Genomic DNA, 13,907 nt, shown 5'->3' on the forward strand with positions numbered 1-13,907 from the left:
AATCAACTGCTTATCGAGGCGAGGGTAGTTTCTTGGCAATTTCATCTTATATAACAGCAATCGGGAACTGGCTTGCGCAAATAGTCACCACTGAACCGCCGCCTCCGGAACAACCTTTTTCTCCAAACCCTCCCCTTGATTACTTCATTGCATCGGCTCGAGTTTCTTTTGAAGCTGAAATGAAAAAAAATTTCTCCTGCGGGGTACGCGCCTTTGGACTCAATGCCAGTTTTAAAAGATATCTCCCCGGAACACCTCGTTTCGTTGGTAGCATTGACATTGTCAATAATCATTTTAGCCCATCCAACCCGCTTATCACCATGCCCGGAGTTTATATCGACGGCCCAGCTTGGTACAACTATGGTCACCCTGGGGTCTATCGTATTGATGATCCTGGCATTGACCAATTACTCGTCGGGCCTGCAGGTGGCGGACATATCTATCGACCTGAGCGTCACGAACTATGCTTAGGAAATAGCCCTAGCGATACCTTAAAATGTTTCTCTCTTGAAAAACTTCCGGAAGTAGCCAAAGCGGTCTTATACGGAGGGACCCTAGCCGACCTTATTGAAGCGATCAAAAATGCCCCTTCAAAAAAACCAAGCCCTGATGATGGTTATGTAAGTGATTGCTGGGCTGATGATGCTGCCTCCCTACCCCTTGATCTCAAACGCGATCTTATTAAAAACCCTCACATAAAAATTGAAGTTCACGATTTGAACCGGTTCAATATCCCTCGTATTCTTTCCGTAGGAAACACGAGTTTTGATGTCGAAGTTTCATTTCCGCATACCGAATATGAAGATTATTTTAGCCGCCCCGAGATTTGGCTGCATAACTTGAGCATGGCCATTGAACCCATGGTGTATGCTACAAATAATGAAGGTGCTACTACCTTGGCCATTTTGGGTGGAAATATTTGGTCAGAAGAAAAACTCGAATGGGTTTTTTCTCAAGATGGAAAGCATTTTTTATCTTTTACACCGGGCATAAAGATTGATGGCTACTACCCTACCTTTCAACCAGTTATTGATGGTACGCTCAGGTTTAGTTTAGATCTACTCACCCCCTTTGGTAAGGTGAATCTCACCGGTTCCCTCCTCATCCACACAACTCTAGTGTTAGAAAAAGATGGGCCAAGCCTAATTCATCAAGAAACTTATTTACAATTAAAAGATCTCCACCTCACCAGGGCCGATGGCTCACCCATTTTTGAACACCTTAATGTGATCTTAACCGATATGCCGCCCTTTGGAGGCAAGTTAGCTGGCAATCAACCAGGGTTTAGCCTAACCCTTTTAGCAAACACTCCCCATGACAATAACAATTTCTATACAAGACTCGATTTGCCTATCTGGCCTGATAGGAAAGAAAAAATCTTTCTCAACAAGATGGGAATCTATAACCAAACTTCAGGCCCCTACCGCTCATACAACTTCAAACATCTCCTAGAGAGTTTACGCCTTAATGGCTACTTGAAATATGTGACCAACACAGGCACCTGGCAAGGAATACTCGATGTCAAGCCCTTGAACCTTAAAACCGCGCTGCTACCCCCCTTTGATGAACCCTTTGTTGCCCCTTCTGATTCAAACACAGCTCATAATTATCAATTAGATTTTGCATTTTCTAAAACAACCCCCACGGGTGAAAAGGCCTTTGAGCAAAGCGGGGGCCGCATCTATCTTGGATTTGGCAAAAATGGCCAGAGCGAGTCTATTTTTAATCTGCGAGGGAATATTGATCAACTGAACATTGGCGACTACTTGCATATCAATAATATTGGCACCAGCGTTCGTATCAACCAGGCAAAATTGGGTGAACATACTGCCGCAGTAACGATTCAAGAATTTGATGTATGGGCGAACCAAGCAGGTTCTGACATCGGCCTAGTACGTGGGCCGATTAATCTACGGCTCAATGACCCGCAAAGGCCCTTGCAAATCACCTGGGACTCAAGCAATGAGACCGTCTCTTTTCAGAGTCTAGACCTTCCTTTTAGCGTGCAGGGTTTTCATCTCCCCATTTTCCCAAAAAAATCAGGTGGCCGAATCTTTGCAGTTGGGATCGATGGCAGACTGATCGGGGACTGCAACAACCTTATTTATAGCCTGGATCATTTCGTGGGTGATTGCCAAATTGCCTTGGTAGGCAACCAAAAATATCTCAAAACTCCGGAAGGTGAATATGTAAAAATCCAGGCGGGGACTAAAGTTCCCAACCCTTACTTTAAAGATCCTCGTTTTGACCCTAACGAAGGCGATATCTACCTCTTGGGCCCTACCCTCAAAAAAGTTGGCCCCCCTATTGTGCGCAATGCCCAATGGACAGCCTTTTATTTTGGCAGAAAACCTTACCCAGAAGCCCCCTTAGCAGAATGGACCACAGGGTTTCCTAAAATGACAGAAGTTTTCGTTAATGGAGACACTTGGATGCCCATTGAAGAAGCGCAAAATCTTGAACTCACCTACTCCAAAAAAGCAAGAGAAGTCTTAAAAGGTTACCTCTTAGGCGCTTATCTCCTTATCATCGATATCAACACCATCCCACTGGCACCTTTTGGGGTTCAAGTCGGATTTGATGGTACTGCCAGAATGCGCCACGAAGATATGTACATCATGGTTCCTCGCGGCGTTGAAACACGTGAAGCGGATTATTTAAAATTTCTTTGGAACATGGGGGGCAAATAAATGCCGCCGCCTATTCTAGAACGATTTGATCTTTTAAAAACCCTCTGGAAACTTTCCACCTGGAACCTAGATGAACCTGCACCTCCAGGACTACAAGAACTTAATGCACGAGTGTTTGAGTTAATCACCAACCCAACCTTACTTGAAAATCTTTTAACTCCCCGCGCCCCGTACCAAGAAAATTGGGTTCCCCGTCTTCAACTTGCTCTTTTCACTCCACCTACTGAACCAAATCCACCCCTTAAGAAAAATGCCGCGGCCCTCTGGACACCAGCCATTATTGAATTTGTCGATGCCATTTATTCTGCCGATGTCGATATTTGGGGGATACCCGCCAACGGAAAGAGGGAAGGCTTTCGCTACCCTGAATACAAACCACGTGTCGTAAAATATGAAGATGACCCCACTTACAAAAGCGAGAATAAACCCCTCAAAAGGTCCACCCGCTGGAAAGCAGAAACCACTGGGAATTGGCACGCAGAAGTGAGACCTGAAGAAGGTACTGATCGCAGCATGATTATTGGTTACTATAATATCTTCAAAAGGCCCTTCGACAAACCACCAAAGAATCTACATGAGCTCGTTAACAAGGTAGAAATGCAACCGGTTCGAAAATACGACATACCGGTTGAAATTCCCATTTGTGGATTTTATGCAGTTGACCCCCAAGACGAAGACTATAACGCCCCGGTGTGCAATCCTATTCAACGCACGCTTACTGAAAAACCATGGGGTGGTCAATTTGCCGAATTTGGTGAAAGTGTCGAGCCACCCCCCAGTAATCACTTTGAATTAAGATACAAAACAACCCTACGAGGCGGTGGAGGCGGTGTGCCTTTATTGGGCATCCTCGTTCACGGCCTAGAAGTAGGGATAGGTGAAATCCTTAGCGATCGTCCCTTTTACCTTGGCGCCTTTTTGCTAGCTTTTGGCCTAACCGACTGTAAAGAGTTTGAAGCCGTCAACGTACCCTGCAACACCTTACCTCGCGATTTAGGAGCTCTATTCAAATTATTTTCTTTTATGTGGGATGGGAGACGTAACGAATATCTTCAACGTTCACCCTATTATCTACCCAATCAAGAAGACACCGACCGTGTTGGCTATGGTAAACCAAGCGACCACTACTATGTAACCGTAGCCGAAGAATTAGCCGATCGGCTCAATGCCCTTAAAATTTTACCAAAAAAACTTTATCATCCCGATATCGATGAAGACGACCACTACCCCACGTTAGAAGCAGAAAATGCGGATCGAGAAAGATTAGGGTTAAAACTAAGACACCCCGTCGACCCCGACAACCCTGATCACATTCTAGAAAAACCCAACCCATTATGGGGCATGGGAGAAGCGGCGCTTTATCACGTCAGATTACAAATGCGCGACCGCCAAATTAAAATGCCGATTGGCTTTGTCCAATTGGTAAAAAATTATATCACCGATTTTAGATTTACCCGTAATAAAAATGGTTCTACCTTAACCCTTCAAGACTTTGGGCTAGGCAACAGCGAGGTAACGATAAAAGAAACCAAAATCCAAACGCCTGGTTTTCATTTAGGCAAAGTGCTCATTGATAAACTGACCAACTTCTCTCTCGAAGGCCTAAAAAATTCAGAAATAGCGATTGAAGATTTTACCACTCAGCTGATTAAAATAAGTGGCGCCTTTGGAAGTATTGCCTTAGGCGGGCCAGAACCCTTATCACTTAAGTTTTACACTCACCCCGGATTAAATGAAAAAATTTTTCACCTTAAGCATCTGAATTTCCAAGCATCCCAACTAACAATCAAAGATGTTGCCATCGAAACGAGTGGTTTTCAAATTGAAGAGACCCTGCTGCATAACTTAAAGGCCTTGTCTTTAAAAGGGCTTATGGAAGCAACGGGGTATATCAAAATTGCCATTAAAGATTTTATTAAAGCCTCCGGTGATTTTGGAAATATTCAAATTATGGGGGGTGAACCCATCAAAATAGTCCTCTTTTCAGACCCACTCACCCACGAGAAGAGTTTTAATATTAGCAACCTTAAAATAGGTCCTTCAAAATTTAAATTTGGGAATTTCATTTTAGAAACAAAATCTGGAGTATCCATTGCGTCTATTGCCATTGATGGAATAAAAGGTTTTGGCCCAGATCAAATCTTTCCTGTTACTCTTAACCTCCAAGGCATTAAAGCTGGTGATCTCAAATTAACCCATGCGCAAAGTGGAGAAGTTATATTACACATCAAAGGCACCCCCGACGCTCAAGACGAAGAAATTAAAAACATCAATCTTCATTTCAATGGCGAAAGTATTCTTGGAGATGTAACGGGCGTTACGGTTAGTAGTTTAAGCTCGACAACAGAAAAGTTTGGGGCCATATCTGTTGAAGATCCTTTTGTTGATCGAATTACTTTTTCCAAAACCAAAGAAACCCTCCATATCGAGGCTTCTTCTATTGGAACTACCAAAAGTTTCTCAATTACGCGTAATCATAAGAATCCTTTCGAATTCACGATGGGTGGAAAATTGGTTATTAGCAACCTATTGTTCGATTCTAAAAAGCAAGAAGGCTCAAACAAAATCATTACAAAATTTGATATTAGGGGTGAAAATGTTCAAGTTCATCTGGACAAACCTGAGTTCGGAAATTTCCAAATCTCAACCATTGACCCCAAAAATTCGACAAATTCTATTTCCGCGGGAACTTTCAACTTTGAAAATGAACATATCTCTTTAGATCTTAACCTTCCCTACCTGGGGTTAGCTGCACAATCCAAATTTTTAACCAGTGATCTCAAAGATAGTTTTGTTCGTAATGCCAGCATCCATATTAGCCCTGAAACAAGCATACTAGAGGGTGATCTTAATCTCCATTTAGCTCAAGTGAAGGCTGGTGAAACATCGTTTGGTATCCCTGATATGAGATTAGTACCCGATATCCAAGACGTGCAAATACTTGGGTTCGCCAAGTTTACGCGCAATAAAGATGGCTGGGTGCTAACCAAAAAAGAGGGCACTTCTGACAAACTACAAGTCTTAGGCAAATTTGGAGCAACGTCGTTAAGACACAAGCCTCCTTTTACTGAAGAACAAATCAAGCAAAGACCCCATCTTAAATTAGTTAAAACCGAGGTTGTTACATCCGCCAATCTGTCGATCGACGATATCCGCACTATTTCTTACCTCCATGCAAAAAAACCTGAAGAATCCGGCACGCTTGATAGGTTAGACTTTGGTGCTTTAACAATCTCCAACATTCGCGGTACCGCCGAGATATGGGGTAACACCTTTATATGGGGACGCTTAAGAGCCCTCTTGCCTGCCATTGGAGGTTCTGATGAATCAACTCCCAGAATGCCTAAAGTTGACAAACTGATATCCCATCTACCACTCGAAGAACAACCTACTCTAAAACAAGGTGACTTTTTGAGAATTGGGCGCACCACGGTCAACAAAACAGGTCCAAAAAAGTTCGAGGTGCATTTTTATGATTTTCTTTTAAAACTCCACGAAAACAAGGTGCCAGATCATAAATTCCGTGCTCAATATTTTATCGTTGGATTTCCAGAACTGATCATCAATCCTAGAAGAGGTGGTTTTATCTCAACCGGTGATTTGCCTGTATATGGACACATCCTTTTAGATGCCACGGAAGAACGTGGTGGAAACTGGCAGGTTGATTCGCATGGTAGTTACACTCCACCTGAAATTGAGAAATAAGTGTCATTGCGAGGAGACCCTTCGCCAAGCCTCAGGGCAGGCTCCGCAATCTCGATTGGCCCACTCGAGATTGCCACGCCGAGCTTTGCTCGGCTCGCAATGACATCAATCACTAATCCTAAAATCATCATAATCACAAGCTGCCGTTTGATGAACGGCATTTCCATCAGTAAGCACAGAAACACCAAAAGGTTGCTTTAAGTCCTGTTTTTGAAAAATCTTTTGATAATCCTTGGCCACATTAACTGAAACATTCTGCCATTTCCCCAAACTAGCCGGCCCGGTTTGTTTAACGACAATATAAAACTTACCCTTGTCTTTTTCCCAAATATTTCCAACCGGCGCACTCGAACTCCACACATATTTCATGGCCACACCTGAAAACCGGCTACCAAACCCAACATAAACGCCACAAGCGCTGTCGTTAGTGGCTCGGCTGGTTTCACTTGCTCCTGGTGGTAGTTTTTGCGCCCGCCAACGAAATTTTAGATAGGGGTATTGATTCAAATCCCAATTAAAATTTTTAAAAATAGGAGCGGAAAGATCTTGGTCATCAAGGGCTGCTAAATAGCGATTAGCCGCTTCTTCTTTTATTTTGTAAACGGACTTGGCTTTGCCCTTTTGAAAAGGATAGGCCTCCCACTTAGGGAAAGCATCGATGGAATAGCGATTAAAATCTTCGATGATTTTTGTTTCGGCTTGGGCAATGAAATTGAAAGAAAAAAACACAGTAACAAAAAAAATGCTTATTTTTAGCATAGCTATGTACCCGTCATGCCCATAGTGGATCCCGGGGCAAGCCCGGGATGACGTCATGCCGGACCTGATCCGGCATCCATAAGTGGTCAATTCCCATTGAGAATTAGCGGCAATCCATTACTCCCACTGCCAATCACAATAACCTTGGTATTAGCGCTATCGGCTAATTTGCTGGTCGCCTGAATCCCCTCCCATTTTAGATAAGTCTCAGTTAAGCCCTTGGATAACTCCATAATGCCTTGCGCCTTAACTTTTTTGATCTCAAGTTCTAGCTGTTCTTTTTGCAAGATATGTTTTTGTGCCTCAGCTTGTTGTTCGGCCTGAAGTTTGCGTTGAATTTCTTCTGAAATCATTTTGGGCAAAATAATGCTGCGCAGTAAAACCTCTTCAACAACAATCCCACGTTGTTCTAAACGAAGCTTTAACTTATCTAAGATTTCAGCCGTTAACGTTTCTCTCGCTTGGGTATAAAGGGCCTTGGCCTCAAAAGAAGCGGTTACGCCCCGCACCATCGAACGAATTTCAGGTTCAACGACGGTTGCCACATAACCCCTACCCACATTTTGCATGATCTCGGGGGCTCGCACCGGATTTAACTTGAACAATAAAGTCACATCTAAATCAACGATCAGCCCTTCTTTAGAAGCCACTTGGGACTGTTCGGTTAAATTTTGAGTTTGGGTCGACATTTTGTAGATTGTTAGAACGGGATTCACGATGTGGAACCCCGAATAAAGAATTTCAGGTTTGATTCTCCCAAATAAACTTTTCACCCCAATATGACCCGCCGGAATAACCACTGCCGACTTAAGCAATAAAATTAGCAACAAAACCCCGCCAAAAATAAAAAAACCTAGATTCATTTTAATTTTCATAACATCTCCTTACGTAATCGTGTTTTCACTTTTTCATCTTTCAATCCAAAATAAAGATTCGCCCACCACCAATGAGATCTACTCCCAATGTCTAAGCGCTTCCCAACAAATTCATAGGCCAACAAACCTTCTTGCCCTGCCATGACACTCATTGCATCCGTCAATTGAATTTCGCCTAATTTCCCTTTTGCAATTTTATCAAGATATCCAAAAATTTCAGGCGTGAATAAATAACGACCTACTATTCCTAAATTGCTAGGCGCATGCCTTGCATCAGGCTTTTCAACGAGCCCCTTGACCTTTAACAATTGTTCCCCGCAGGGGACCGCATCAACAATGCCATAATCTTGAATCACCGCTCGATCGACCTTTTCGACCGCCACCATACTGCAATGACTTTTTTGATATTCCTCGATAAAATCGAGGCAAACATTATAAGGCCCATCAATCAAATCATCGGGCAACACCACAATAAAAGGCTCATCCCCTACCGCTGGTTCGGCACATAAAATAGCATGCCCTAAGCCTAATGGTCTTTCTTGGTAAACTTTGGTAAACTGGATTTTATCTAAAATACGTTCAAAATTGTTGAGCAAATGCGCCTTGTCTTTTTCTTTAAGCTCTTTTTCTAAAAAAGGATCTTTTTGAAAATAATCAAAAACCATTTCTCGGCCTGGGCTTAAAATAAAAATCACCTCTCGAATCCCGGCCGCCATTAATTCTTCCATAATCCATTGGATGCTGGGTTTATCATAAACGAGTAAAAGTTCTTTAGGTACAGCCTTGGTGATGGGAAAAAACCGAGTGCCCAAGCCTGCTGCAGGAATCACCGCTTTTTTTACCGAAGGTGGCATGGGTCTACCCCTAGCCCGGAGTTCAACGCTAGGTCAAGCATTTGAGGGTTTGACATCGCCCAGAAGGGTATGTTTAATGCCGTTGCTATGAGTGAAACAAATACCGTTGACTATAAGGCCACGCTCAATCTTCCCCAGACCGACTTTCCCATGAAAGCAGGCCTTGCGCAAAAAGAGCCGGGTATTTTAGAAAAATGGGAACAACAAAAAATTTACGAAAAAGTGATTCAAAAAAACCAGGGGCGACCCCCCTTTGTTTTGCATGATGGCCCCCCTTACGCCAACGGCCCCATTCATTTTGGCCATATTTTAAACAAAATCTTAAAAGACATCATTGTTAAAACAAAAAACATGGAAGGTTTTTTGAGCGAATATGTACCGGGTTGGGATTGTCATGGCCTTCCCATCGAGCATCAGGTCGATAAAGAATTTAAAGCCAAGAAAAAACAAGCTTCGGTTTTAGAAATGAGAAGGGCTTGCCGAGAATACGCCATGGGTTTTGTTAATTCACAACGAACTGAATTTAAACGCTTGGGCATATTGGGAGAATGGGACAATCCCTATGTCACCATGGATCGATCCTATGAAGCCACCATTGCCCGCCTCCTCGCAACCGTGGTTGAAAAAGGTTACGTTTATAAAGGTGCCAAACCCATCCACTGGTGCACCCATTGCCACACGGCCTTGGCGGAGGCCGAAGTGGAATATGACCAACACGAATCCCCTTCTATTTTTGTGAAATTCAAAGTAGTCGATGATTTGTCTTCCATCAATCCACGCCTACAAGATGCCAACGTCAGTGTGGTCATTTGGACAACCACGCCGTGGACCTTGCCTGCCAATCAAGCCGTGGCCGTGCATCGGGGTTACACCTATGTAGCGGTTAAGTTCCAAGAAGAAGTTTATATCATTGCCGAAGGCTTACTTGATAATTTTCGTAAAAGTGTGGGGCAAAAAGAAGACAAACTCATCGAACGAATCCCTGGCACCAAACTTCACGGTATAAACTTAGCTCATCCTTTTTTACCACGCCAGGTGAAAGTGGTTTTTTCAAACCATGTTACTTTGGAGACTGGCACAGGTTGCGTGCATATTGCCCCAGGCCATGGGCAAGAAGATTATGAAGTCGGGGTGCAAAACAAACTGGCGGTTTTAAACCCGGTCGATGATTATGGCATTTTTACCGACGAAGCACAATTGCCCACTGTCATTGGTAAATCTGTCTTTGCCGCCAATGCAATCATCATCGAAGAGTTAAAAAAACAAGGCTCTCTTCTCCAACACGAGCCCATTACTCATAGCTATCCTCACTGTTGGCGTTGTAAAAATCCGGTCATTTTTCGATCGACTCCCCAATATTTTATCTCCATGGCTACTAACGAATTGAGAGAAAAAACGCTTGATGCCATTCGCCATGTCAAATGGATCCCGCATTGGGGGCGAGAACGCATTTATGGCATGATCGAAACTCGCTCCGATTGGTGTATCAGCCGGCAGCGCAGTTGGGGCAATCCCCTTATGACCTTTAAATGTGTGGATTGCGGGCAAAGTTTGATCGACGCCAAAGTCATGTATCACATTGCCGATTTATTTGAACAACACGGGGCTGATTGTTGGTTTGAAAAACCAAGTGGCGAATTGCTGCCCCCTAAAACTCAATGTCCCCATTGCAAAGGGACTAAGTTTGAAAAAGAAGGCGATATTTTAGATGTATGGTTTGATTCAGGGGTCTCGTTTGCCGCAGTGCTGGAAAGAAGAAAAAACCTAAAATTCCCCGCCGAAATGTATTTAGAAGGCAGTGATCAACATCGAGGTTGGTTTCATAGCTCGCTGCTCATGGCCATGGCCAGCCGCGGAACCCCACCCTATCTTTCAGTCTTAACGCATGGGTTTGTGGTAGATGGAGTTGGCAAAAAATATTCTAAATCGGCGCAAAATTACACCGTTCCCGATAAAATTCTAAATAAGGTGGGGGCTGATGTTCTGCGATTGTGGGCAGCCTCGGAGGATTATCGCAATGACATCCGTTTTTCTCCTGAAATTATTGACCGCACGGTAGAATCCTACCGCAAGTTTCGAAATACTCTGCGTTATCTTTTGGGTAATCTTTTTGATTTCGATGCTAATCAACATTATGTCAAAGTGCCGGAACGTTCTGAACTCGATCGTTATGCCGTGCATAAATTACAAGATTTTATTTCCCATTGCCGCAATGCTTATACAAACTTTGAATTTCATTCTGTTTATCATGCCATCAATAATTTTTGCACCAACACCTTGAGTAGTTTTTATCTAGATATCTTAAAAGATCGTCTTTATATTAGCCCTAAAAATAGTGCCGCTCGTCGCTCGGCTCAATCGACCCTGTATGACTTAACCCATGCCATCAGCCGCTTGGTCGCGCCCATTCTATCTTTTACGGCTGAAGAAATTTACACTCACTTCAACAAAGCCAACAAACTTGATTCTATTTTTCTTGAAAATCTCCCTTCGGCTGATGACTCGCTGAAAGATCTTGCTCTTGAAGAGGTATTTGCAAAGCTTATTAATATTCGCGCTGAGGTGATGAAGGCCCTTGAAATTGCTCGGCAAGAAAAGACCATTGGCCATTCTTTAGAGGCGCAAGTAAGACTAACCGCAGACGATGAGCGGTTAAAGTTTTTACGTAAATATGAATCGATTTTAGGGCAAATCTTTATTGTTTCTCAGGTTATCTTAGTTTACGAATTACCCGACCCCTCCTACACCAGCACCGAAATTGCAGAACTTAAAATTAAGGTCACCATCGCAGAAGGTGAAAAATGTTTGCGCTGTTGGGTACGTTCAACTACTTTGGGCAAAAGCACTCAACATCCCCAACTTTGCAGCCGTTGCGTAAAGGCCATCGAGATATGATTCCTCATGGAGTCCCCTCTCCCCTCGTGGGAGAGGGGCCAGGGAGAGGGCATTGATATATGAAAACCTTATTGATTTATTCTCCACTCATCATCGTGCTGGACCATTTAACTAAATATTTTATTGTCCAACGCATTGGCTTAAATGAAAAATGGACGATTATCCCCAATTTTTTTGATCTCGTTTTTGTTTTCAATAAAGGTGCTGCCTTTGGAATATTTGCTAATTTACCCGATGGCAGTCGAGAAATACTTTTTTATATTATCTCAGCCATTGCCCTTGCCATGCTGATGCATTTCTACCGAAAATCTCCCCTTGGCAAACATACCTTGCGCACGCCGATTGCCTTTATTTTAGGGGGTGCCCTTGGCAATATGATCGATCGTTTTTTTCGTGGGGCGGTAGTAGATTTTTTGAGTTTTCACTGGTACAATAAAATCGCTGATTTTAGAGTGTTGGGCTCACATTTTCGCATTGAGTTAACGTGGCCGGCGTTTAATGTAGCTGACATTGCGATTAGTTGTGGAGTCGTGTGGTTAATTTGGAGAATGTATAGGTTAGAAAAAGCTAAATGAAACCGTTTCTTTTTTATCACGAAAACTTTTCCATCCCCAGTTTTGCCTTCATGCTCATGATGGCCTCTTTGGTCGCCACTGGCTTCGCCTATCTCATGGCCCCACGTAATAAACTTTCGCAAATTATCATTTTAGATCTGGGCATCTTAGGCACCATCGCTGCGATCATTGGGGGCAGGCTCTTCCATGTTTTTGTAGAAGAGTTTGGTTATTATTTACAACATCCTTCTCACATTTACCAAATTTGGCGGGGCGGGTTTGTTTCTTATGGGGCCTTTATTGGGTTAGGCGTCGCTTTTACTCTGTATTTGAAAACCTTTCGCAAAACAGCCGCGCTACCTTACTTAGATCACTTGGCTGTCTATGCTTGCCCCTTTGTAGATTTTTTTGTGCGATTGGGTTGCTTGCTAGCGGGCTGCTGTTATGGGACTCCCACCGATAGCTTTTTGTCGATGGTATTTCACACCGGTGATGCCGGCAGCAAATACCCTGGCGTCCCCCTACACCCAACCCAACTTTATTCTATGGCAGCTGCCCTAATTAATTTTGGATTTCTGGTATGGCTCAAAAAACGCCAAACCTTCCGCGGGCAACTCATCACCTCTTTTTTACTATTTTATGCAGTGTCGCGATTTCTCATTGAGTTTTTGCGTGGCGACCCAGAACGCGGCGTCTATTTAGACAATGCCATTTCAACGGCCCAAATCATGTCGATCATTACCGTTGTCGCAGCAGGTATAGTCTACTTTATATGCAAGAAAAAATTCCCACTTCGCTAAAGATTTTTTCACTTTTGATCATTTGGGTCCTCACCATGCTGGGGATCCATTTATTGTTTCGTTTGCAAACCATCACTTTTATCCGAAATAATTTAGCTATCCTTAATTGTGCCATCTTAATTTACGTTCCTTTAGTTGCCACGTGGAAACTAAAACCCCCTCTGCCACTCTTTGAAAAAACCCTTGGGCAACTTTTTGCTTCGCTCAAATTATTCATTATATTTTCCATCGTCATATTCCCGATTATGCTTGGGCTAAATCATCTTTTGCAAAAGGGGGTTTTCAATTTTATTTTTTTTGGGTTTGTTACATTTTCCAGAAATTTTGCCCCTACTCACGAATGGCAAGAATTTTTAACCGCCATACCCTACCAACTATTTTTTGTAGCCCTGCCTGAAGAATTCTTTTTTCGTAGCTACATGCAAACTTTTTTGAATGAATATTTTGGCAAGCCCTTTAGGTTTTTAGGCGCCCAGGTGGGATGGGGGTTGGTACTCACTTCGCTACTCTTTGCCATCTCGCACAGTTTCATTTATGTGCAATGGTGGCATTTTTCGATCTTTTTCCCCTCGCTGGTCTTTGGTTGGCTGAGGGAAAAAACCGGTTCAATTACGGCTAGTGTTCTGTTTCACGCCACTAGCAACCTGTTCAGTTTATGGGTTGCAATGAATTATCGTTAATGTGCCCGGAGGGAGAATCGAACTCCCACAGGTTTCCCTACATGCACCTCAAACATGCGTGTCTACCATTCCACCATCCGGGCTACGTCAATTCT

General features: G+C 43.2%; 9 protein-coding genes and 1 tRNA gene. 6 read left to right on the forward strand and 4 right to left on the reverse strand.

Features of this window, described 5'->3' with window-relative positions; all coding sequences use genetic code 11:
* Positions 1-179: 179 nt before the first annotated feature.
* Complete coding sequence (locus HYU97_11605) at positions 180-2,690, forward strand: hypothetical protein (GenBank protein ID MBI2337394.1); 2,511 nt, start codon at positions 180-182, stop codon at positions 2,688-2,690.
* Entirely contained in the window at positions 2,691-6,395 is a 3,705-nt protein-coding gene (locus HYU97_11610; protein ID MBI2337395.1) for a hypothetical protein, read from the forward strand. It begins immediately after the preceding gene.
* Between the two features lie 105 nt (positions 6,396-6,500).
* Here the strand turns inward: HYU97_11610 and HYU97_11615 are convergent, their stop codons facing one another.
* The 3 genes from HYU97_11615 to HYU97_11625 form a co-directional block, all read right to left on the reverse strand.
* Positions 6,501-7,124 carry a DUF3047 domain-containing protein gene (locus HYU97_11615; GenBank protein MBI2337396.1) on the reverse strand — a complete coding sequence of 208 codons (624 nt, stop codon included), beginning with the start codon at positions 7,122-7,124 and terminating at the stop codon, positions 6,501-6,503.
* Between the two features lie 116 nt (positions 7,125-7,240).
* Positions 7,241-8,029, reverse strand: a complete 789-nt coding sequence (locus tag HYU97_11620) for a prohibitin family protein (GenBank protein MBI2337397.1) — start codon at positions 8,027-8,029, stop codon at positions 7,241-7,243.
* Positions 8,026-8,883, reverse strand: coding sequence for a UTP--glucose-1-phosphate uridylyltransferase (locus HYU97_11625; GenBank protein ID MBI2337398.1), 858 nt, complete (start codon positions 8,881-8,883; stop codon positions 8,026-8,028). The genes HYU97_11620 and HYU97_11625 overlap by 4 nt, the downstream gene beginning before the upstream one ends.
* An 87-nt stretch (positions 8,884-8,970) precedes the next feature.
* Here HYU97_11625 and ileS point away from each other — a divergent pair, with 87 nt between their 5' ends.
* Genes ileS through HYU97_11645 form a run of 4 tightly spaced genes read left to right on the forward strand, consistent with a single transcriptional unit; the run spans position 8,971 to position 13,812 of the window.
* Positions 8,971-11,778, forward strand: a complete 2,808-nt coding sequence (gene ileS, locus HYU97_11630) for an isoleucine--tRNA ligase (protein MBI2337399.1) — start codon at positions 8,971-8,973, stop codon at positions 11,776-11,778.
* A 59-nt stretch (positions 11,779-11,837) separates the two neighbouring features.
* Entirely contained in the window at positions 11,838-12,353 is a 516-nt protein-coding gene (gene lspA, locus HYU97_11635; GenBank protein MBI2337400.1) for a signal peptidase II, read from the forward strand.
* Complete coding sequence (locus tag HYU97_11640) at positions 12,350-13,132, forward strand: prolipoprotein diacylglyceryl transferase (protein MBI2337401.1); 783 nt, start codon at positions 12,350-12,352, stop codon at positions 13,130-13,132. Before lspA ends, HYU97_11640 begins: the two co-directional genes overlap by 4 nt.
* The gene (locus HYU97_11645) at positions 13,105-13,812 is read left to right on the forward strand and encodes a CPBP family intramembrane metalloprotease (GenBank protein ID MBI2337402.1); all 708 of its coding nucleotides are present in this window, start codon (positions 13,105-13,107) and stop codon (positions 13,810-13,812) included. The genes HYU97_11640 and HYU97_11645 overlap by 28 nt, the downstream gene beginning before the upstream one ends.
* A gap of 2 nt (positions 13,813-13,814) precedes the next feature.
* Here HYU97_11645 and HYU97_11650 read toward each other — a convergent pair.
* Positions 13,815-13,895, reverse strand: a tRNA-Leu gene (locus HYU97_11650).
* Between the last annotated feature and the right edge of the window lie 12 nt (positions 13,896-13,907).

It is taken from the genome of Deltaproteobacteria bacterium (genome assembly GCA_016183235.1).
Classification (GTDB): Bacteria; UBA10199; UBA10199; order DSSB01; family JACPFA01; genus JACPFA01.

What these genes read in the sequence shown, in the direction of transcription:
- HYU97_11605 (MBI2337394.1), top strand. Translation starts at nt 180, where the DNA reads ATGAAAAAAAATTTCTCCTGCGGGGTACGCGCCTTTGGACTCAATGCC.
- HYU97_11610 (MBI2337395.1), top strand. Translation starts at nt 2,691, where the DNA reads ATGCCGCCGCCTATTCTAGAACGATTTGATCTTTTAAAAACCCTCTGG.
- HYU97_11620 (MBI2337397.1), bottom strand. Translation starts at nt 8,029, where the DNA reads ATGAAAATTAAAATGAATCTAGGTTTTTTTATTTTTGGCGGGGTTTTG.
- HYU97_11625 (MBI2337398.1), bottom strand. Translation starts at nt 8,883, where the DNA reads ATGCCACCTTCGGTAAAAAAAGCGGTGATTCCTGCAGCAGGCTTGGGC.
- ileS (MBI2337399.1), top strand. Translation starts at nt 8,971, where the DNA reads ATGAGTGAAACAAATACCGTTGACTATAAGGCCACGCTCAATCTTCCC.
- lspA (MBI2337400.1), top strand. Translation starts at nt 11,838, where the DNA reads ATGAAAACCTTATTGATTTATTCTCCACTCATCATCGTGCTGGACCAT.
- HYU97_11640 (MBI2337401.1), top strand. Translation starts at nt 12,350, where the DNA reads ATGAAACCGTTTCTTTTTTATCACGAAAACTTTTCCATCCCCAGTTTT.
- HYU97_11645 (MBI2337402.1), top strand. Translation starts at nt 13,105, where the DNA reads ATGCAAGAAAAAATTCCCACTTCGCTAAAGATTTTTTCACTTTTGATC.